General features: G+C 72.4%; 14 protein-coding genes. 6 read left to right on the forward strand and 8 right to left on the reverse strand.

Going from position 1 to position 19,655, the window contains the following annotated elements; genetic code table 11:
* Window positions 1–130 precede the first annotated feature (130 nt).
* Both ACZ4WQ_RS22875 and ACZ4WQ_RS22880 read right to left on the reverse strand, forming a co-directional pair.
* Window positions 131–1,045, reverse strand: a complete 915-nt coding sequence (locus tag ACZ4WQ_RS22875; protein WP_385341231.1) for an SGNH/GDSL hydrolase family protein — start codon at window positions 1,043–1,045, stop codon at window positions 131–133.
* Window positions 1,046–1,174: 129 nt separating this feature from the next.
* Window positions 1,175–1,852 carry an SDR family NAD(P)-dependent oxidoreductase gene (locus ACZ4WQ_RS22880; RefSeq protein WP_311723488.1) on the reverse strand — a complete coding sequence of 226 codons (678 nt, stop codon included), beginning with the start codon at window positions 1,850–1,852 and terminating at the stop codon, window positions 1,175–1,177.
* Between the two features lie 152 nt (window positions 1,853–2,004).
* On the opposite strand from ACZ4WQ_RS22880, the gene ACZ4WQ_RS22885 reads away from it, so the two are divergent.
* A complete protein-coding gene (locus ACZ4WQ_RS22885; protein WP_398373802.1) occupies window positions 2,005–2,703 on the forward strand; it encodes a TetR/AcrR family transcriptional regulator in 699 nt (232 codons plus the stop codon).
* A gap of 72 nt (window positions 2,704–2,775) precedes the next feature.
* Here the strand turns inward: ACZ4WQ_RS22885 and ACZ4WQ_RS22890 are convergent, their stop codons facing one another.
* Complete coding sequence (locus ACZ4WQ_RS22890) at window positions 2,776–3,975, reverse strand: magnesium and cobalt transport protein CorA (protein ID WP_398373803.1); 1,200 nt, start codon at window positions 3,973–3,975, stop codon at window positions 2,776–2,778.
* A 104-nt stretch (window positions 3,976–4,079) separates the two neighbouring features.
* On the reverse strand, window positions 4,080–4,925 hold the full coding sequence (locus tag ACZ4WQ_RS22895; protein ID WP_311723485.1) for a helix-turn-helix transcriptional regulator: 846 nt from the start codon (window positions 4,923–4,925) through the stop codon (window positions 4,080–4,082).
* Between the two features lie 100 nt (window positions 4,926–5,025).
* Here ACZ4WQ_RS22895 and ACZ4WQ_RS22900 point away from each other — a divergent pair, with 100 nt between their 5' ends.
* The 3 genes from ACZ4WQ_RS22900 (at window position 5,026) to ACZ4WQ_RS22910 (ending at window position 10,602) form a co-directional block, all read left to right on the forward strand.
* Window positions 5,026–6,723: an AMP-binding protein gene (locus tag ACZ4WQ_RS22900; RefSeq protein WP_398373804.1), complete on the forward strand. Its 1,698-nt coding sequence runs from the start codon at window positions 5,026–5,028 to the stop codon at window positions 6,721–6,723.
* 37 nt (window positions 6,724–6,760) lie between these two features.
* The gene (locus tag ACZ4WQ_RS22905; protein WP_468022361.1) at window positions 6,761–8,524 is read left to right on the forward strand and encodes an AMP-binding protein; all 1,764 of its coding nucleotides are present in this window, start codon (window positions 6,761–6,763) and stop codon (window positions 8,522–8,524) included.
* A gap of 170 nt (window positions 8,525–8,694) precedes the next feature.
* Complete coding sequence (locus ACZ4WQ_RS22910) at window positions 8,695–10,602, forward strand: hypothetical protein (protein ID WP_468022362.1); 1,908 nt, start codon at window positions 8,695–8,697, stop codon at window positions 10,600–10,602.
* Here the strand turns inward: ACZ4WQ_RS22910 and ACZ4WQ_RS22915 are convergent.
* Both ACZ4WQ_RS22915 and ACZ4WQ_RS22920 read right to left on the reverse strand, forming a co-directional pair.
* Window positions 10,597–11,547, reverse strand: coding sequence for an alpha/beta fold hydrolase (locus ACZ4WQ_RS22915; RefSeq protein ID WP_468022363.1), 951 nt, complete (start codon window positions 11,545–11,547; stop codon window positions 10,597–10,599). The genes ACZ4WQ_RS22910 and ACZ4WQ_RS22915 overlap by 6 nt on opposite strands.
* Before the next feature lie 162 nt (window positions 11,548–11,709).
* Window positions 11,710–12,450: a hypothetical protein gene (locus ACZ4WQ_RS22920; RefSeq protein ID WP_468022364.1), complete on the reverse strand. Its 741-nt coding sequence runs from the start codon at window positions 12,448–12,450 to the stop codon at window positions 11,710–11,712.
* A 209-nt stretch (window positions 12,451–12,659) separates the two neighbouring features.
* Between ACZ4WQ_RS22920 and ACZ4WQ_RS22925 the strand changes: the two genes are divergently transcribed.
* Both ACZ4WQ_RS22925 and ACZ4WQ_RS22930 read left to right on the forward strand, forming a co-directional pair.
* Entirely contained in the window at window positions 12,660–12,932 is a 273-nt protein-coding gene (locus ACZ4WQ_RS22925) for a hypothetical protein (protein WP_361188496.1), read from the forward strand.
* Complete coding sequence (locus ACZ4WQ_RS22930; RefSeq protein WP_311723477.1) at window positions 12,929–13,363, forward strand: helix-turn-helix domain-containing protein; 435 nt, start codon at window positions 12,929–12,931, stop codon at window positions 13,361–13,363. Before ACZ4WQ_RS22925 ends, ACZ4WQ_RS22930 begins: the two co-directional genes overlap by 4 nt.
* On the opposite strand, the gene ACZ4WQ_RS22935 is transcribed toward ACZ4WQ_RS22930, so the two are convergent.
* The gene (locus ACZ4WQ_RS22935) at window positions 13,351–15,768 is read right to left on the reverse strand and encodes a SpoIIE family protein phosphatase (protein WP_468022365.1); all 2,418 of its coding nucleotides are present in this window, start codon (window positions 15,766–15,768) and stop codon (window positions 13,351–13,353) included. The two genes, ACZ4WQ_RS22930 and ACZ4WQ_RS22935, sit on opposite strands and share 13 nt — an antisense overlap.
* A gap of 70 nt (window positions 15,769–15,838) precedes the next feature.
* Window positions 15,839–19,498 (reverse strand): HAMP domain-containing protein, encoded by a 3,660-nt coding sequence (locus tag ACZ4WQ_RS22940; protein ID WP_468022422.1) that lies wholly within the window; start codon window positions 19,496–19,498, stop codon window positions 15,839–15,841.
* Window positions 19,499–19,655 lie beyond the last annotated feature (157 nt).

The following is a 19,655-nucleotide window of genomic DNA, read 5'->3' on the forward strand; positions in this document are numbered from 1 at the left end:
AGCCGGTCTGATCTGATCAAAATAGTGTGCCAAGCGGTCATCGTTCGATCAGTGTGATCGAACTCGCAGGCACAGCAGACGCAGCGACGAGGGTTCGGACCCGGGCGTGCCCGCCCGGGTCCATCCGGCATCAGACCTGACGAACGACCCCGCAGCGGAGCAGCGCGCGGTTCACGGCCGCCGCCATGGCCTGCTCACCCTGCGCGTTCGGGTGGGCCGGTGCCGCCGGGGTCTCGGGGGCGAGGCTCTCGATCCAGCGTTCACCGACGGGTTGGCACATGTCGTGGCCGATCGTGGGCTTGTATGTGTCGACGTACGCGGCCCCGCCGAGCTTGGCCTGGCGAGCGATCATGGCGTTGAGCGACTTCGTCTTGTCCCGCAGATAGGCGAAGTCGCCGGCGGCGAAGGGGACGCTGCGGCTCGTGCAGCCGACTCCGCTGTCGGGGAAGAGCGACGGATAGCCGACCATGACCACCTCGGCGCGCGGGGCCCGGCGGTTGACTTCGGCGATCACCTGGGAGATCTTCGGCGCGGTGGCGGCGATGCTCCGCTCCACCTGGTCGTCGCCGCCCTGCGTGAGGTCGTCGCGACAGGGGCTTCCGGTCGGGTTTCCCGCGCCCAGCGTGGCGCAGCGGCCGAGTACGGCGGAGAAGCCGATGTCGTTGCCGCCGATGCTCACGGTCACCAGGTCGGTGCCGCGGTTGAGGGCGTCGTACTGCGCGGGGGCCGTGTCGGTGGCGAGGGCCAGATCCGCCGTGGTCGCCCCCGAGCAGGTGACGTCCGTCAGCCGCGCCCTGTTCCGCTCGGCCACGAGATGCGGATAGTTGCTGTTGGAGCGGGCGCACGCGGTGTCGATCTGCTCGGGGACGCCGGGCGCCGCGGCGTAGGAGTCCCCCAGGGCGACGTAGTCGAGCGATGCGGAGTGCCGGGGCGCGGCGCTCGCCGGTACGGCGGACGTCATCGCGAGGGACAGGGCGCCCGCGGCGACCATGGCGCCGAGCGCGGCCGTGCGTTGACGTGAGCTCTGTGTCGAATGTTGTTTCACCCGGGCAAGTATCGTGAACGCCCGCTTGTCCACCAACCAACTGGCCGCCGTCGTGTCGGACTTGGCCGGTCGCGCCGCGGCGCTCGCACGCCGCGGCGCGATCAGGGTTCGGCCGGGGAACCGGTGCGATCAGCCCTTGAAGATGAGCTCGGCCTGGTCACGCCGGGTGGTGTGCAGCTCCCAGTAGACGGGGGAGATGTCCTCGGGCTGGATCACCGGCTGGCCGGGGATGAGGGAGACGGCGATCGACACGTCGATGCCGATGTGGGCGGCCTGGATGCCGGTGCCGTCCAGCTCCTTGTGCAGGTTGACCGCCCAGTTGCGCAGCGCCGCGGCGGCGGCGTTGACGTTCCCGACCACGGGCAGGGGGTCGAGCGAGCCGGCGCCGGTGGTGTAGAGCAGGGTGCCGGTGCCGGCCTCGCGCATGGCCGGCAGTACGGCCTTGGTGGCGGCGATCGCTCCGTACAGCTGGAACTCGATCTCGTGCTGGATGTGGGACGGGTCGCTTTCGGCGGGGGTGGTGAGGACGACCTGACCGAACGTCCCCAGCGGGGAGTACTCCAGGACGTCGATGCCGCCGAAGCGGTCCGCGGCGTTCTTGAGTGCCTGGGTGAGGGTGTCGCGGTCGAGGACGTCGGCGGGGAAGGCGGCGGCGGTGATGCCCTCGGCGGTGAGTTTGCCGACGAGGTCGTCGAGCTTGTCGGGGTTGCGGGAGATGAGGGCGACGTCGTAGCCCTGGGTGCCGAAGGTGCGGGCGATGGCCAGGCCCAGCTGGGGGCCCGCTCCGACGATGGCGATGCTGGTCACAGCGATCCTTTCGCAAAGCCTCTCTCGGTGAGGGGAGGCCGGGAATTTGGATAGCCCTATCCGAATTGCGATCCGGATAGGGCTTACCGGTTCAATGCGTCCACCGTACCATCGAAAATGGATAGGCCATTCCGATTGCTAGACTGGCCGGTATGACTCCTGGCGCCCAGCACCCCGACGACACCACCGCTCAGCCGCTGCGCAGCGACGCCGAGCGCAACCGGGGCAGGATCATCGCGGCCGCACGCAAGGTGTTCGCGCGCGACGGGCTGAACGCTTCGATGGCCTCGGTGGCCCGTGAGGCGGGTGTCGGGATCGCCACGATCTTCCGCCACTTTCCGGCCAAGGAGGAGCTGGTCGCCGCGGTCTTCGCCGACCGTATGGACGCCTACGCCGACGCGGTCGCCACTGCCCTGGACGACCCCGACCCCTGGCATGGTTTCGTCGGCTACCTCGAGGCCGCCTGCGCGATGCAGGCTGCTGACTACGGCTTCGCCGACGTGCTGACCACGACCTTCCCCACTGCCAAGGCGCTGGAGGCGCGTCGCAACGAGGCGTACGAGGGCATGGTGCGGCTCATCGACCGTGCCAAGGGTGCAGGCCGGCTGCGCGAGGACTTCGACCCCTCGGACCTGGTGCTGCTCCACATGGCGAACGCCGGCGTCGTCAACGCCACCGGTGACGCAGCCCCCGACGCCTGGCGCCGCGTCGTCGCCCTGTTCATCCAGTCCTTCGAGGCTCCCGCCCGGGGCCTGCTGCCCGCCTCTCCCGAGCACGAGGCCCTCTACAAGGCCATGCTCCGCGCCGGCCCGGCAGGCCTCACGGCGCCTGCCCCGGACAGGACAAGTTGAACCTTGGTTTTGTCGTTCCACGCGGGCTGGGGCGAGACGATCTTCCCTGGGGTCCCGGCGCCGGGTGACTGCTCAGAGCCAGTCCCGACGCTTGAAGATGACGTACAAACTGGTGCATACGATCGCCATCAGGAGGATTGCGAAGGGATATCCCAGCACCCAGTGCAACTCCGGCATGTCCCTGAAGTTCATCCCGTAGATCGTCCCGACCAGCGTAGGGGCGAAGAGGATGGCCGCCCAGGCGGAGATCTTCTTGACCTCCTCGTTCTGCTCGAAGCCCGCCTCGGCCAGCGCCCGCATCTCCGCGTTCTGCTGCTGGGTGACCAGGGTGGCGTTGACCGCGAGGATGTCGGCGAGGGCCGAGCGGAAGCCGTCCACGCGCTCGCTGGTGTGGGTGACGTGGTCGGCGACATCGCGCAGATAGCGCTGTAGCTCCTCGTCGGTGCCGTACTTGTCGAACCCGGCCATCAGGCCGTGCAACATCCCCACCAGCGGCCGGGTCGCACGCTGGAACTCGACCATCTCGCGGGAGAGTTCATAGATGCGGCGGGAGACCTCCGGGTCGCCGCGGAAGACCTCGGTCTCGATCTCGTCGATGTCGTTCTGCACCCCCGCGACCACCGGGGCGTAGCCGTCCACGACCGAGTCCAGGATGGCGTACAGCACGGCCTCGGGCCCGAGCGCCAGCAGCTCGGGCGTGGCCTCCACGCGGCGGCGCACCGCGGACAGGTCGGGGGCGGCGCCGTGGCGCACCGTGATCACGAAATCGGGGCCGACGAAGACATGCAGCTCGCCGAAGTCGACCTCCTCGGGCGCGTCGAGGTAGCGGGCCGCGCGCAGCACCACGAACAGCGTGTCGCCGTAGCGTTCCAGCTTGGGCCGCTGGTGGGCCTCGAGCGCGTCCTCGATGGCCAGCTTGTGCAGGTCGAACTCGTCCGCGAGCGAGAGCAGCTCCGCCTCGGTGGGCCGCAGCAGCCCGATCCAGGCCATGCTCCCCGGCTCCTCGCGCAGCCGCCGGTAGGTGGCGGCCAGGGAGTCGGGTGTGCCGATCCGGAGCCCGTCCCGGTAGGCGGCGGCGTCGACCACGCTGTGGTCGTCCTCCGCCGCGGTGCGGGCCGCCGGGTCCGCGGGGCGCGGCCCGCCGTCCGGCGGTGTGGCGGACGCGGCGCCGGGGCGTGCGGCGCCGGAGCCGCCGCGGCCCTGGGCGGCGCGCAGCCAGGAGGGCTTCCGCGGTGAGCGAGGGGGCCGGGGACGGGGCTCTTCGCTGTGCATCGCGGACCTCACCTCCCAAGCCATGGGCGCGCGGGCACGGGGCGCCGACCTCAGGGAAGGATATACGTCCCAAATGACCCGGACCGGGCGGGGGAGAGGGGGCGCTACGGGAGCAGCCCCGCGCGCCGTGCCTCCACCACCGCGTGCAGCCGGGTGTGCGCCCCCAACTTCCGCATGGACGAGCGCAGATAGCTCTTGACCGTCTCCGGCCGCAGCCCCAGCCGGTCCGCCGCCGCCGAGTTCGTCGCGCCCGAGGCCACGCACGCCAGCACATCCACCTCGCGCGGCGACAGCTCCACCCCCGGCCGCGCCGCCGTGTCCCCCGCCCCGCCGCCCGAGGAGGCCCGGGCCAGGCGCCCGCAGGCGCTGAGGATCCGCTCCTTCAGCTGCGGGTCGGTCACCTGCTGGGCCAGTGCGCGCAGGTCGCCGTGCGCCTCGCGGACCTCTTCCCACATCGCCGGGTCCGCGTCGGGCGGCTGCTGCGCCACGGTGATCAGCCGCTGCGCCTCTTCCTGCACCGCCAGCGACTGCTCCAGCTCCCGCACCGCCTCCATCGCCGCGTTCAGCGCCCGGTCGCCGAGCGCCAGGGGCTGGCGCAGCGCCCCGTACAGCACCCCGCGCACCCGGCCGCGGACCACCACCGGCACCGCCAGCATCGAGCGCAGGCTCTCGGCGCCGACCGCCGCGTCGTACTCGTGGCTGATGGCGCGCGAGGTCGGGTAGTCGACCACGGAGATCGGCCGGGACATGGTGAGGACCTTGCCGCCAAGACCGTTGCCGGGGGTGACGGCGAGCCCGCGCAGGGCGTTCGTCGTGGTGCCGGTGAGTTCGGAGATGCGGAACTGGCGCGAGTTCGGGAACAGCCCGCCGAAGGCCACGGGCAGGGCTCCGCGCCGTCGCATCCGCAGCAGGGTCGTCCGCAGATCCACCGTTCGGTCCGATTGCGCCACGGTCACCTCCCCGAAATATCACCACCCCCGTCCGGGGGTGGTGAGACCCAGATCACCCGTCGCACGATGCTAGCGAGCGGCACGGCGATCAGGAGGAGATGTGGCAGCAAACGGCCTGACTGACGGATTCCGGGCGGCACGGGACTTTCTCCTGGACCGTCGGAACGACTACACCGCCGCGTACGAGGGGTTCAGCTGGCCGCGCCCGGCCGAGTTCAACTGGGCGCTCGACTGGTTCGACCGGATTGCCCGGGGCAACGACCGTACCGCGCTGCACATCGTCGAGGAAGGCGGCCTCGAGACCCGGATCTCCTTCGAGGACATGCGCCGCCGCTCCGATCGGGCGGCGAACTGGCTGCGCGCCCAGGGTGTGCGGGCCGGTGACCGCATCGTGGTGATGCTCGGCAACCAGGCCGAGCTGTGGGAGACGGCGCTGGCGGCGATGAAGCTGCGGGCCGTGGTCATCCCCGCCACCCCGCTGCTCGGCCCGCTCGACCTCGTCGACCGGGTGGAGCGCGGGCGGGCCGCGCATGTGATCGTGCGGTCCGAGGACACGGCCAAGTTCGCCGAGGTGCCCGGCGACTACACGCGCATCGCGGTCGGCGGCGCGCCCGCCGGCTGGCTGGCCTACGCGGACGCTGGCACGGACACGGACGCCGGCGGGGACGAGCCGTTCGTGCCGGACGGTCCGACCCCGGCCGACGCCCCCCTGATGCTCTACTTCACCTCGGGCACCACCGCCCGCCCCAAGCTGGTCCAGCACACCCACACCTCGTACCCCATCGGCCATCTGTCGACGATGTACTGGATCGGCCTCAGACCCGGCGACGTCCACCTCAACATCTCCTCCCCGGGCTGGGCCAAGCACGCGTGGTCCAATCTCTTCGCCCCCTGGAACGCCGAGGCGACCGTGTTCGTGCACAACTACACGCGCTTCGACGCCACCCGCCTCATGGCCGAGATGGACCGCTGCGGGGTGACCACCTTCTGCGCCCCGCCGACCGTGTGGCGGATGCTCATCCAGGCCGATCTGACGCAGCTGCGCATCCCGCCCCGCGAGGCCCTCGCGGCCGGTGAGCCGCTCAACCCGGAGGTCATCGAGCATGTCCGGCGCGACTGGGGGGTGACCATCCGGGACGGGTTCGGGCAGACCGAGACCTCCGTCCAGGTCGCCAACACGCCCGGACAGCCGCTCAAGCCGGGCTCGATGGGCCGTCCCAGCCCCGGCTACGCGGTCACCCTGCTCGACCCGGTCACCGGGCAGCCGGGCGACGAGGGCGAGATCTGTCTCGATCTGTCGGGCCCCCTCGGCCGCCCGGTCGGCCTGATGACCGGCTACGAGGGCGACGAGGAGCGCACGGCCGAGGCGACGGCGGGCGGCTACTACCGCACCGGGGACATCGGATCGCGCGACGCCGAGGGCTACATCACCTACATCGGCCGCGCCGACGACGTCTTCAAGGCATCCGACTACAAGATCTCGCCATTCGAGCTGGAGAGCGCCCTCCTGGAACACGAGGCGGTCGCCGAGGCCGCGGTGGTCCCGGCCCCCGACCCGCTGCGGCTGGCCGTGCCGAAGGCGTATGTGGTGCTGGCCGAGGGGTGGGAGCCGGGGCCGGAGACCGCGAAGGCCCTGTTTGCGCACTCCAGGGCGGTTCTGGCGCCCTACAAACGTGTGCGTCGACTGGAATTCGCCGAACTTCCCAAGACCGTCTCCGGCAAAATCCGCCGTATAGAGCTACGCGAACGCACCCTGCGCGGCGATGGTGTCGAGTTTCATGAGGAGACCACCTCTTGACCGACCCGCACTCACCACGCGATCACGAGGAGTACTCATGACCGACCGACCGGCCGACCCATCAGGCCCACCGGACGCATCGGGCGCATCGGAACCATCGGACCCATCGGAATTCGACCCCTCCGTCCACGCGGCCGGGCTGTCGTACGCGAGCGGGGCGGGCGAGGTCCCGCTGCTCGGCGACACCATCGGAGCCAACCTGGCCGACACCATCGAGCGGTTCGGCGACCGCGAGGCGCTCGTCGACATCCCCAGCGGCCGCCGCTGGACCTACACCGAGTTCGGCCAGGCTGTCGAGGAGGTCGCGCTCGGGCTGATGGCCAAGGGCGTCGCCAAGGGCGACCGGGTCGGCATCTGGGCGATCAACTGCGCCGAGTGGGTGCTGGTGCAGTACGCCACCGCCCGCATCGGCGCGATCATGGTCAATATCAACCCCGCCTCCCGCGTCCATGAGCTGACGTTCGTGCTGCGGCAGGCCGGTGTCTCCGTCCTGATCTCCTCGACCGAGCACAAGACCAGCAACTACCGCCGCATGGTCGAACAGGTGCGCTCCGAGTGTCCCGCCCTGCGCGATGTCGTCTATATCGGCGACCGCACCTGGGACGGGCTGTTGCGCGCGGGCGCCGATGTGTCCCGCGAGCGGCTGACCGAGCGTGAGGCCCGGCTGACCTGCGACGACCCGGTCAATATCCAGTACACCTCCGGCACCACCGGCTTCCCCAAGGGCGCCACGCTCTCGCACCACAACATCCTCAACAACGGCTACTCCGTCGGGGAGACGCTCGGGTACACCCCTCAGGACCGCGTCTGCCTGCCGGTCCCCTTCTCCCACTGCTTCGGCATGGTGACCGGCAACCTGGGCGCCACCAGCCACGGCGCCTGCATCGTCATCCCCGCCCCCGCCTTCGACCCGGCCGCCACGCTGCGCGCCGTCGAGCAGGAGCGCTGCACCTCGCTGTACGGCGTCCCGACGATGTTCATCGCCGAACTGGGGCTGCCCGACTTCGACTCGTACGACCTCTCCTCCCTGCGCACCGGGATCATCGCCGGATCCACCTGCCCGGTGGAGGTCCTGCGGCGCGCGGTGGACGAGATGCACATGGCCGAGGTGTCGATCTTCTACGGCATGACCGAGACCTCGCCGGTGTCCACCCAGACCCGGCGCGACGACGACCTGCGCCACCGCACCGGCACGGTCGGCCGGGTGCTGCCGCATGTCGAGATCAAGGTCGTGGACCCGTTGACCGGTGTGACAGTGCCCCGCGGCACCCGCGGCGAGCTGTGCACCCGCGGCTACTCGGTGATGCTCGGCTACTGGGAGGAGCCGGAGCGGACCGCCGAGGTGATCGACTCGGGGCGCTGGATGCACACCGGCGACCTCGCGGTGATGGACGAGGGCGGCTATGTCCGGATCGTCGGCCGGATCAACGACATGATCATCCGAGGTGGGGAGAAGGTGTACCCCCGGGAGATCGAGGAGTTCCTCTACACCCATCCGAAGATCGCCGATGTGCAGGTCGTCGGCGTGCCGGACGAGAAGTACGGCGAGGAGATCCTGGCCTGCGTCATCCTGCGGGACGGCGCCAAGTCGCTCACCCGTGACGAGCTGGCCCGCTTCTGCCGGGGCCGCCTCGCGCACTACAAGGTGCCCCGCTATCTGCGGCTCATGGACGCCTTCCCGATGACCGTCAGCGGGAAGGTCCGTAAGGTGGACCTCCGAACGGCGGGCGTCGCCGACGCCGTCCGGCTGCGGGACTCCCGCGCGGACGCCGGCGCCCAGGCGACGGCGCCCACGCGCTGAAAGTACCCCGGGCCGCAGGGCCCCGCCGGTGCCCCGCCCGCCCCACCGGTCATTCGGCCATTCGGCCGGATGACCACCGGACCAGGGACGGGCGGCCCGGTTGTCAGTGCCCCGTGATGGACTTGTGCCAAGCACAGCACGCGGTATGGCGGGGCACCACGGGGGCACTGATGGCACGGAGTTCGGCACTGGCCGCGATCGACACACTGCGCGGGCTCTCCCGGGGCGCGCCGCCGCTGCCCGCGGACGAAGGCGTGCTGCGGCTCCTGGCCGACACGCACGTCACCCACTGGCCGGGCGCCGAGTTCCCCGCCTGGGCGCGCGACGCCTGGCAGAGCTGGGACGGCCGCGGGATCGCCGACCCGCTGCGGCTGGTGCCCGCCCCCGACACCCGCCGGGCGCTCAGCAGGCTCCGCGAGGGCCGCGGCTGGAGCGACTGGCTGGGCATCGTCGAATCGATCCGCAACGAGCTGGACACCGCCTGGCTCGCGGGCACGGTCACCGGCCCCGACATGCTCGCCGCCATCCCCGCCCGGTACACCATGCCGGTGGGGCCCCCGAACGGCTCCCCGTCCCTGTGGGTGCTGGAGCGGGCGCTGTGCGCCTTCCTGGCCGGCGCGCTCGGCACCGACACGGACGCCTGGCTGCGGCTGCTGACCGCCGTGGCGGAGGTGCCCATGGACCCCGGCGCGGTCCACGACACCACCTGGCCCGACCTGCTGGCGCGCGCCGCCGACACCCCTCCCGACCCCCGGCGGATCGTCCCGCACCCCAAGGTCACCGGCCGGGCCCGGGAGAAGCTGCTGCGCCGGGGCGAGTGGACCTGGCCGGCCGGGGAGGTGCTCCGGCGGGCGCCCGACGCCAAGACCCTGGACGCCCTCATGCCGCTGCTGCCCGACCACACGGGATGGCTGCTCGCGCTGTACGTGGTCGCCCAGCGGATGCCCGCGCCCGAGGCGGTCGTCGAGCATCTGAAGCGGAGCGGCGACCGTGAGGCGCTGCTGCTGCTGGCGGAGTGGGCCGATACGGACCCGCCCACCCACCGCGCCCTGCTCGCCGTCGGCGACCCCGAGATCCACCTCGCCCTGCTCGCCCCGCACTTCTACCTCGGCTCGGAGGAGGCCCGGCAGGTGCTGGGCGGCTCGGTGCCGCTCGCCCCGTGCGAGCCTGGCGGTGTCAATATGCGGCTCCGCCGCGTGCCGGGCAACGCCCACCCCGATCTGCTGCACGCGGCCGAACCGGAGCTGATCGAGGCCGCGTTCGCGCACGACCGCGGGCGGTTCAAGACGCCCGAGCAGCTCGCCGGCTGTCTGAACCTGCTGCGCCGCGGCGGCCCCCCGCGCCTGTCCGCGCTGCTGGCCACCGGTCAGGTGGGCCCCGCCGTCACCAAGATGTGCCACCGGGCCCTCGCCTCCGCCGACCCCCTCGCCGCGCTCGAAGCCCGGGCGAAGCGCGAGCTGACGACGGAGAAGCTGGCGAGCCGGCTGCGCAAGGCCCGCCGCTACCGCTTCGACGACACCGACCGGCTCCTGGTCCTCTTCCCGGACATCGACTGGGCGTATCTGGAGGCCGAGCACGCCCGTGAGCCGTTCCCCCACTGGTCGGTGGTGGTCGCCCACGCCGCGACCCCGTCCGCCGTCGCCGCCCGCCACGCCGACGCGATCATGCGCGACCCGCGCGGCAGCTCCCGCCAACGCCCCGTCCGGGACGCCGAGATCGCCCGCGGCATGGCCCGCCACGGCCTCGGGGGCGCCGACTGGCGGTCGATCACCATGCGCGCCGACCAGCTGCTGACCGACGGCCTGCTGACCGACCGCGACCTGGTCTCCGCCGCCGCCCCCGCCGACCGCGTCCTCGGCTACCTCGGCAGCGCCCTCCGCCGCCCCGACGCACCGCCCGCGGCCCGGGCCGCCGCCGAGCGGGTCGCCGAGCTCGTCGCGGCCCACCTCGACGGGGCCGACGATCCGGACGCGGCCTGGCAGCGGGTGTACGCGCGCCTGGCCGGGCAGGACCTGCGGTGGCAGGGGGCGAGCAGCATCGAGGCCACCCTCACCGAGGGCCCGGCCGGGGCGTCATGAGCGCGCGCCCAGGCCGGTGGTGAAGGAGCGGATCAGCCCGGCGACCGCGCGCGGGCGCTCCAGGAGCATGGCGTGCGAGGCGTCGATGGTGTGCAGGGTGAGGTGGGGGTGCGCGGCCGCCAGCTCGCTCAGGTCGCGGTCCAGGCCCTTGACGTACGCGGTCATCAGCTCGTCGAACCACGCCAGCTCGCCGCCCTGTGCCGCCAGCCGTCCCGCGCGCACGATCAGCACCGGGCGGGTGAGGCGGCGGTAGACCGGGAAGAGGTCGAGCTCGTCCATCCGGTCGAGCATCTCCAGCGCCCGCTCCCGCTCCGGCCGCAGAAACAGCTGCCCCTCCGGGGTCTCGCCGAGCGCGCGCCGGACGCCCTCGTCGAGCACCTCGGGCTCGATCCCCAGCGCCTTGGCCATCGCCGCCTGCTGGGCGAAGACCGTCGTCTCCAGCGCCTCCGGGGGAAAGGCCATGCCCGCCGCGGCCTCGGAGAACCGGCGGGCGCGGGCGAGACCGTCGAGCACGGTGTCCCGGTCCAGGCCGACGTACTGCTCGGGGCGGCCGTTGCCCACGCCGTCGAGGTTGACCGCGGCGGGGGTGTGCGGGTGGGCGTCCGCGTACAGCGCGGCGGCCATGCCGCCGAGGGAGTGGCCGACGGGTATGGCCTCCGGGATGCCCAGGGCCGCCAGGACGGCCTCGATGTCGTCGAGCACGGCGGGGAACGTCCAGGGCGTGTCGCCGCGGCCGGAGCGGCCGTGGGCGCGCAGGTCCATCGAGACCACCCGGTGGTCCGTGGCGAGGTCGGCCGCGGTGACCGACCAGTCGGCGAGGGTGCGGGAGGCCCCGTGGAGCAGCAGCAGCGGGGTGCCGGCGCCGCCGTGGTCGCGTACGGCCAGCGTCACGTCGTCGCGCTCGACGGTGAGGTCGACGGGGGAGGCAGAGGCGGATGAGGGCATGGGGCATCGCTCCGTAGCGTCGCGAAAGTCGCGGAAAGTCGCGGAAAGGGGATCGACCACCACCGTAGGGCGCTCCGGAGAGGCGAAGATCATCCCCGAAGGGGAGGCCCGGGGCCCCTCCGCCGGGTCATAATGAACAAGGCGCGAACGCGGGGCACGCGGTCACCGTTCAGGAGGCCCCACCCGGATCAGCGAGTCCGCCGGGTCGTTGACGGGCTGTGGGGTGCCGGTCAGATCCATGATGAACAGCGGGATGTGCAGCGCGTCGGCGCGCGCCCGCGCGTCCCTGGCGTAGCCCGCGAGCGAGAAGAGCACGCTGACGGCGGATTCGTTGAGCCCGTTCAGCCACAGACACTCGATGTCGCGCAGCGCGGTGGGCCGGGTGGTCGGGTCCACCTGGGCGACCACCCCCGGCCCGCACAGATCCACCCCGGACGTCGCCTGGCCCGCCTCCGGCTGCCGCACCCCGTGGAAGCCGAGCCACTTCAGATACTGCGCGGCGGCGGTCACCGCGTCCCGCGCCGTACGGATCGTCACCGGCTGGAAGGCGGGGCGCAGCACGGCCCTGCCCGGCGGCCCGGCGGCGGGGGCCGCCGCGTTGCGGGGGCGGGCGGTGGCCGGGGCGCGCTCCGTGGGATCGGGCGCCGACGCCACCGGGACGCGCACCAGCGCGCCGCACGGACAGCCGAACTCCGGCTGCGGCCAGCTCCCCTGGCGGCCGCAGGCGGCGCAGTTGGCCGCCACCCAGGTGGCCTCCCAGGTACGGTGCTCGATCTCCTCCGGGGAACTGTCGTGCAGCACGGGGAGGGTGAGCGGGGCCCCGCACGAGCACGGGTAGGTGGGCGGGGTGAACGACTGCTCGCGGCGGCACGCGGGGCAGCGCACCGGCACGCTGTCTGTCATCTGGTGCTCCGAGGGTCGGTCGCGGCCCCCTCGGGGGCCGGGGGAGAGGTATCCACCCATGCTCCAGGAAGGGGGAGGCCCCGGGCAGCGACTTGGCGGTTCTGCACGCGTCGGCCCGACCACCCTGCTAGGGCCTTGCGGGCCCGGAGCCCGGAGCCCGGAGCCCGGAGCCCGTGACGCTTTGTGCGCGTGGGCAGTAGGTTGGCGGCGTGAGACTGAGGGTTGAGTTCACCACCGAGCCGTTCGACCTCGACGAGGTGCCCCCGCACGCCGTGGTGGCCCGCGACATCGTGCAGGGTGCCGCGCTGGACTCCGTCGACGTCGGCCCGTTCGGCAACACCGCGGAGGGCCGGGCGGAGGCCGTCCTGACCACGATCGACGAGCTGCTCCGCAAGTCCCTGGAGGCGGGCGCCACCCGGGTCTCGCTCCAGGTCAACGTGGTCGCGGAGGAGCCCGGCGAGCCGGAGGAGGGCGGCCGATGACCCCGCCCGCCGACGACGACCCCTTCGCCAAGGCCGTCAAGCCGCTGGTGGACGCCATAGGCGGCGAGCTGGTCGCCCCGGACCACGCCCAGGACGACGACGTGGTCCTCTCCTGGGAGGGCCGGGAGGTCGTGGCCGTACGCCTCCCTCACCTCTCCGACTCGCTCGACCACATCCTCGCCGAGCTCCGCCGCCGCCACGGCGTCCCGCTCGCCGACCTCGACCGCAAGACCAAGCAGTCGGTCGTCCGCCTCCTCGAACAGCGCGGCGCGTTCGCCATGCGCCACGGCGTGGAGACCGTCGCGACCGCGCTCGGCGTCAGCCGCTTCACGGTCTACAACTACATCAATTACGCCAATGAGCAGCGGGCCAAGGCGCGTGGGGGCGGCCGGACGAGCGACCCGGCGCACCGCGACGATCAGGTCGGTTGAACCGCGATCAGGCAGGTGTCGTCGTCGGTGTCGGCGATGTCGCAGGACAGCAGTGCGTCCAGATAGTCCTCGAGGTCGTCCACCGGGCGGCCGGCGGCGGCGAGGAGCTGTCCGAGGGCTTGGTCGATGCTGCTGCCGCGGCGCTCGATCAGGCCGTCGGTGTACACCAGCAGGATGTCGTGCCGCCGCAGCTCGTGCCGGGTCTCCTCGTACGAGGCGGAGTCCACAGCGCCCAGCAGCACGCCGTCCGGCGGCGTGAGCGCTTCGGCCTTCCCACGGCGGACGAGGATCGGGGGCATGTGTCCCGCGTTGGCCCAGTGCAAGGTCCGGGCGGCGGGATCGAACAGGCCGCAGACGACGGTCGCGGTGACCTGCTCGGGGAGGCAGCAGGCGACGCTGTTGAGCCAGGAGAGCAGCCGGCCCGGCCCCGCACCGGTGACGGCGAGGCCGCGCAGCGCGTTGCGCAGGACGACCATGCCCGTTGCGGCAGCGATGCCGTGGCCGGCGATGTCACCGACCGTGAGCAGCATCCGGCCATCGGGCAACACGACGGCGTCGTACCAGTCTCCGCCGACCCGCTGGTCCTCTTCCGCCGGGCGGTAGCGCACGGCGACCCGCAGCCCCGCCCCGTACACCGGGTGTTCCTCCGGGGGCATGATCGCCCGCTGTAGCTGCCGGGCCAGCCGATGACGCTCCGCGGACTGCTGCTCGGCACCGGCCAGCCGGTCCCGGGTGGCGGCCAGCGCGACCTCGGTCCAGCGGTGGGGAGAGATGTCCTGGTAGGCGCCGCGCACCGCGACCAGGAGCCCGGAGGCGTCGCAGAGCGGTTCGGCGACCACCCGCAGGTGGCGGACCACCCCGTCGGCGCGCCGGAGCCGGAAGGTGATCGCGCTCTCCTTCCGCTGATGCAGCACGCTGCGCAGGAAGCGGCGCACGGCGCCGGTGTCGTCGGGGTGCGCATGTCCGGAGAGCTGGTGCAGCGGCACCGGGGCCGCGCCGGGCTCCAGCCCGTACAGGGCGGACAGCTGCTCGGTCCAGGAGATCTCACCGGTGATCAGGTTCTCCTCGAAGGCGCCGATCCGGCTGAGCCGCTGGGCGTGCCCCAGCAGGTCGGCCAGTCGGGCGTCGCCCTCCGGGAGCCGCCAGCTGAGCAGCACCACATCGCCGAAGCGGGCCAGCCCCACGGCAGCCACCACGGCCGGTGGCGCCGGGCCGCCCGGGAACCTGAGCACCGTGCTCCGGCTGCGATACGGGGCCCCGGTGCTGTGCACCCGCTTGATCCGCTCGAACAGGCCGCCCTCCGCGGCGAACAGCGGATAAGCCTCCAGCAGCGGGAGCCCGGTCAGCGCGTCACGGGGACGGCCGGCCGGGTCGGTGAAGCGCTCGTTGGTGTGCTCGATCCTGAAGTCGGTGATCCGGCCGTCGTGGTCCCGCAGCGGGCGCAGCAGGGCGGCGGAGTCCAGCAGGCCGTCGAGCAGTCCGACGAGCCAGGCGGCGGCCCCGCCGGGCGGGCCGCCCGACTCCACGCCGTGGTCGGAGAGCGACAGGGCGCACAGCTGGGCCAAGGCATCCAGCTGTCGTTGGAGGGCGAGCGCGGGGTGGGGGCCCGGCCAGTGGACCTCCAGGACGCCCACCCGCTGACCGCCGCCTTGAGCAGGCACGACGGCCCGTGTGCCGCCGCTGCCGCCGCTGCCGCCGATGGTGGGCGGCGGCGGGTCGCCGGACTCGGTGATCCACAGCGTCCGGTCCTCGGTGATGGCCTGCTGGGCCGGGGTGCCGAGCCCGGGCGGGACATAGCGCCAGCGGGCGGCCTCGGCGGGGCCGAACCCGGCTTCTCCGGCCAGCGTGAGGGAGCCGTCGGGGGCGGCCGACCACACGGCGGCGGCGGTGGCGCCCAATGGTTTCAGGGCCCGGTCGAGGAGGCCGCGGGCGAGCGCCTGGGTGTCGTCACCGGCCAGGATGGCGGCGGCCTCCGCCGTACGCAGCCGCAGGGCGGGCCCTTCGCGCTGCGGGCCCGCGGCTTCCTCTGCCGTCCGGCCGGTGCCGGACGCGGCGGCCTGCGCGGCTCGGGCTTCCGCGGCCGCGGCCGCGGTGGCGTCCGAGGCGGCCTGGTTGATGATGTCGGCGGCCAGTTCGGGCAGGGGCATCAGGGCGTCGGAGGCGAGCCTCCGCAGCTGCTGCGCGGCTTCGGCCGGAGCGCAGTTCAGCCGTTCCACGAGGACGCCCTCGGCGAGTTCCACCACGACCCGGGCCTCGCGGTCCTCCCACAGGGCGCGAATCTCCGTACTCAGCCGGTCGACCGTGGCCGCCAGCCCGGCCGCTCCGGCCTCACCGTGTGGTGCGGGACGCGCGGCGGGTTCGGAAGGGGGCCGCTGCCGCGAGGGCTCGTGCTGCTGCTCCGCCATGGGGGTTGCTCCTCGGCCCGGGGATCCGGGGGGCCGCTGCTCTGCCTGCCCGGTACCCACCCCAAGCACATCACAGGTCGATCCAGCGGCGCATGCAGTGGACCAGCTGCTGTGCGTCGACGGGCTTGGACACGTAGTCGTCCGCCCCGGCGGCCAGGCACTTCTCCCGGTCACCGGACATCGCCTTGGCGGTGACCGCGATGATCGGTACATGGCGCCGCCCGGGCATGGCACGCATCGCCGCGGTGGCGGCGTAGCCGTCCATCTGGGGCATCATCACGTCCATCAGGACCAGGTCGATGTCCTCGTCGGCCAGCGCCTCCACGCCTTCACGGCCGTTCTCGGCGTGCACGACGCGCATGTCGTGCAGCTCCAGGATGCCGGTGACGGCGAAGACGTTCCGGTCATCGTCGTCGACGATCAGCACGGTGCGGCCGGCCAGCGGGTCGGCCTCCCGGGGTGCGGGCGCCAGCCTCGTCCTCGGGGCGTGGACCAGCGGCAGGGCCTCGCCGGGGCGCTCGGCGGTCAGGTGCAGCACGATGCGTGTCCGCAGCTCGTCCAGGCTGGTGAGCACTTCGAACGGCTGGGCGCCGGCCCGCGCCCGGAGCCGGTGCTCCTCCTCGGCCGAGGGCTCCGGGTGGCCGCAGTGGACCAGGACGGGGACGTGGCGCAGGGCCGGGTCGGCGTCGAGGAGACCCAGCAGTTCGCGCGCGCCCTCGCGGGGCAGACCGCAGTCCACCACCGCGCAGTGGTGTGTTCGGCCGGCCAGTGCGGCCGCCGCCTCCCCGGGGTCGGTGGCGGTGTCCACCTGGACGGGCGAGGGGACCCCGGGCAGGTCGGCGACAGCGCTCTGGGCCAGTAGGGACAGCAACCCCCGCGGCCTGGCCTCGACGACCAGCACGCGGCGCACCGCGGGTGGCACGCTGTGGGGCGGCGCGGCGCCGGGCACCTCCGCCGCGGGGGCCGCCGTGGCAGTGCCCGGCGGGTGCGGTGCCGCGGTGTCCTGGACGGTGGGGTGCACGGTCGGCAGGTACAGGGTGAAGCAGCTGCCCTCGCCCTGGGTGCTCCGGGCGTGGATGGAGCCGCCGAGCAGGTAGGCGATCTCGCGGCAGATGGACAGGCCCAGGCCGGTTCCCCCGTACGTGCGGCTGGTGGTGCCATCGGCCTGCTGGAAGGCGCCGAAGACGCTCTCCAGGTGCTGTTCCGAGATGCCGATGCCGGTGTCGCCGACCCGGAAGGCCAGGGCGGGGCGGCTGGAGCGGCGGACGGAGTCGGGCAGGTCGGCGGCGGATGTGTCGACGCGTTCGATCCGCAGTTCGACATGGCCTGCCTCGGTGAACTTCACGGCGTTGGAGAGCAGGTTCCGGAGCACCTGGCGCAGCCGGGACTCGTCGGTGACCAGTTCGGACGGAACTCCGGGCGCCGTGACGACCTGGAACTCCAGCCCCTTCTGGGAGGTGAGGGGGCGGAAGGCGGCGTCCAGGGAGTCCAGCAGCCGGCGCAGCCGGAAGCGCTCGGGGCTGATGTCCATCTTCCCCGCCTCGACCTTGGACAGGTCGAGGATGTCGTTGATCAGCTGGAGCAGGTCGGAGCCGGCGGAGTGGATGACTTCCGCGTACTCCACCTGCTTCGGGGTGAGGTTGCGGCCGGGGTTCTGGGACAGCAGTTGGGCGAGGATGAGCAGGCTGTTGAGCGGAGTCCGCAGCTCGTGGCTCATGTTGGCCAGGAATTCCGACTTGTACCTGGACGCACGGGCGAGCTCCCGGGCCCGGGCCTCGAGCTCCTGCCGCGCCTGCTCGATCTCCTGGTTCTTCGTCTCGATGTCGCGGTTCTGGCTGGCCAGCAGCGCGGCCTTCTCCTCCAGTTCGGCGTTGGAGTGCTGGAGTTCCTCCTGGCGGACCTGGAGTTCCTCCGAACGCGCCTGAAGCTCGCCCGCGAGGCGCTGCGACTCGCCCAGGAGCTCGTCGGTGCGGGCGCCCGCGATGATGGCGTTGACGTTGCCGCCGACGGTCTCCATCAGCTGGTCCAGGAAATCCCGGTGCACCGGGGTGAAGCGGCCGGTGGTGGCCAGCTCGATGACGCCGAGCACCTGCTCCTCCGCCATGACGGGCAGCACGACCAGGCTGGCGGGGGCCGCGTCGCCGAGCCCGGAGGAGATGACGTAATCGGCTGGGACGTCGTCCACCGCGATGGTGCGCCGGCTGCGGGCGGCCTGACCCACCAGCGACTCGCCGAGCCGGAACCGCGTGGGGCGGCGGGAGCCCTCGGGACGTCCGTAGGAGTCGATGAGACACAGCCGCACGCCGTCGTGAGTGTCCTCGGCGAGGAAGAAGGCGCCGTACTGGGCGGAGACCAGCGGTACCAGCTCGTCCATGATCAGCCCGGCGACGTCGGCGAGATCGCGGCGGCCCTGTACCAGGCCGGAGATCCGGGCCAGGTTGGTCTTGAGCCAGTCCTGCTCCTGGTTGGCCCGGGTGGTCTGGCGCAGCGACTTCACCATGGCGTTGATGTTGTCCTTGAGTTCGGCGACCTCTCCGGAGGCGTCCACGGTGATGGAGCGGGTGAGGTCCCCCTCGGCCACCGCACTGGTGACCTCGGCGATCGCGCGGACCTGCCGGGTGAGGTTGCCGGCCAGCTCGTTGACGTTCTCGGTGAGCCGCTTCCAGGTGCCCGAGACGCCCTCCACTTCGGCCTGCCCGCCGAGGCGGCCCTCGCTGCCGACCTCGCGGGCCACCCGGGTCACCTCGGCGGCGAAGGAGGACAGCTGGTCGACCATGGTGTTGATGGTGGTCTTGAGCTCCAGGATCTCCCCGCGGGCGTCCACGTCTATCTTGCGGTGGAGGTCGCCGCCCGCGACGGCGGTGGTGACCTGGGCGATGTTGCGGACCTGGCCGGTCAGGTTGTTCGCCATGGAGTTGACGCTGTCCGTGAGGTCCTTCCAGGTACCCGCCACATGGGGCACCCGGGCCTGTCCTCCGAGGATGCCGTCGGTGCCCACCTCGGAGGCCACCCGGGTCACCTCGTCGGCGAACGCGGACAGCGTGTCGACCATGGTGTTGATGACCCCGGCGAGGGCGGCGACCTCCCCCTTGGCCTCGACGACGATCCGCTGGGAGAGGTCGCCCCGGGCGACCGCGGTGGCCACCTGCGAGATGCTCCGCACCTGGCCGGTGAGGTTGGACGCCATGACGTTGACGTTGTCGGTGAGGTCCTTCCAGGTGCCGGAGACCCCGCGGACGGTGGCCTGGCCGCCGAGGTTGCCCTCGGTGCCCACCTCGCGGGCCACCCGGGTCACCTCGTCGGCGAACGCCGAAAGCTGGTCGACCATCGTGTTGATGGTCTCCTTGAGCTCCAGGATCTCCCCGCGAGCGTCCACGGTGATCTTCTGGGAGAGATCGCCGCAGGCCACGGCGGTGGCCACCTGCGCGATGTTCCGCACCTGAGTGGTGAGGTTCCCCGCCATGGCGTTCACCGACTCGGTGAGGTCCTTCCACGACCCCGACACGTCCGGCACCCGGGCCTGTCCGCCGAGGCGGCCCTCGCTGCCGACCTCGCGGGCCACCCGGGTCACCTCGGAGGTGAACCGTGACAGCTGGTCCAGCATGCCGTTGAAGACGGTGGCCATCTCACCGAGCAGCCCGTCGCAGTCCTCGGGGATCCGGGTGCGGAAATCGCCGTCCCGGACCGCGGTGAGACCGTCGAGCAGACGGCGCAACCCGGTCTCGTCCATCTGGCAGGCCACGCTCGCAGGTCCGTCCCGCGCGGCCGCGCCGGAAGCCTCAGCCATCTCCGCTCCAGCCGTACTGATCCGTCATCGGCCGACCGGCCGGAAGGCTGCCTGGAGACCGCGGCCCCTCGACCGCCCGGAGGCCGCCCGGCGGTCGCCC

It is taken from the genome of Streptomyces sp. NPDC028305 (assembly GCF_055569495.1).

Coding starts and splice junctions, on each gene's coding strand:
- ACZ4WQ_RS22885 (WP_398373802.1), top strand. CDS start 2,005: ATGACTCCTGGCGCCCAGCACCCCGACGACACCACCGCTCAGCCGCTG.
- ACZ4WQ_RS22890 (WP_398373803.1), bottom strand. CDS start 3,975: ATGCACAGCGAAGAGCCCCGTCCCCGGCCCCCTCGCTCACCGCGGAAG.
- ACZ4WQ_RS22905 (WP_468022361.1), top strand. CDS start 6,761: ATGACCGACCGACCGGCCGACCCATCAGGCCCACCGGACGCATCGGGC.
- ACZ4WQ_RS22910 (WP_468022362.1), top strand. CDS start 8,695: ATGGCACGGAGTTCGGCACTGGCCGCGATCGACACACTGCGCGGGCTC.
- ACZ4WQ_RS22915 (WP_468022363.1), bottom strand. CDS start 11,547: ATGCCCTCATCCGCCTCTGCCTCCCCCGTCGACCTCACCGTCGAGCGC.
- ACZ4WQ_RS22920 (WP_468022364.1), bottom strand. CDS start 12,450: ATGACAGACAGCGTGCCGGTGCGCTGCCCCGCGTGCCGCCGCGAGCAG.
- ACZ4WQ_RS22930 (WP_311723477.1), top strand. CDS start 12,929: ATGACCCCGCCCGCCGACGACGACCCCTTCGCCAAGGCCGTCAAGCCG.
- ACZ4WQ_RS22935 (WP_468022365.1), bottom strand. CDS start 15,768: ATGGCGGAGCAGCAGCACGAGCCCTCGCGGCAGCGGCCCCCTTCCGAA.
- ACZ4WQ_RS22940 (WP_468022422.1), bottom strand. CDS start 19,498: ATGGACGAGACCGGGTTGCGCCGTCTGCTCGACGGTCTCACCGCGGTC.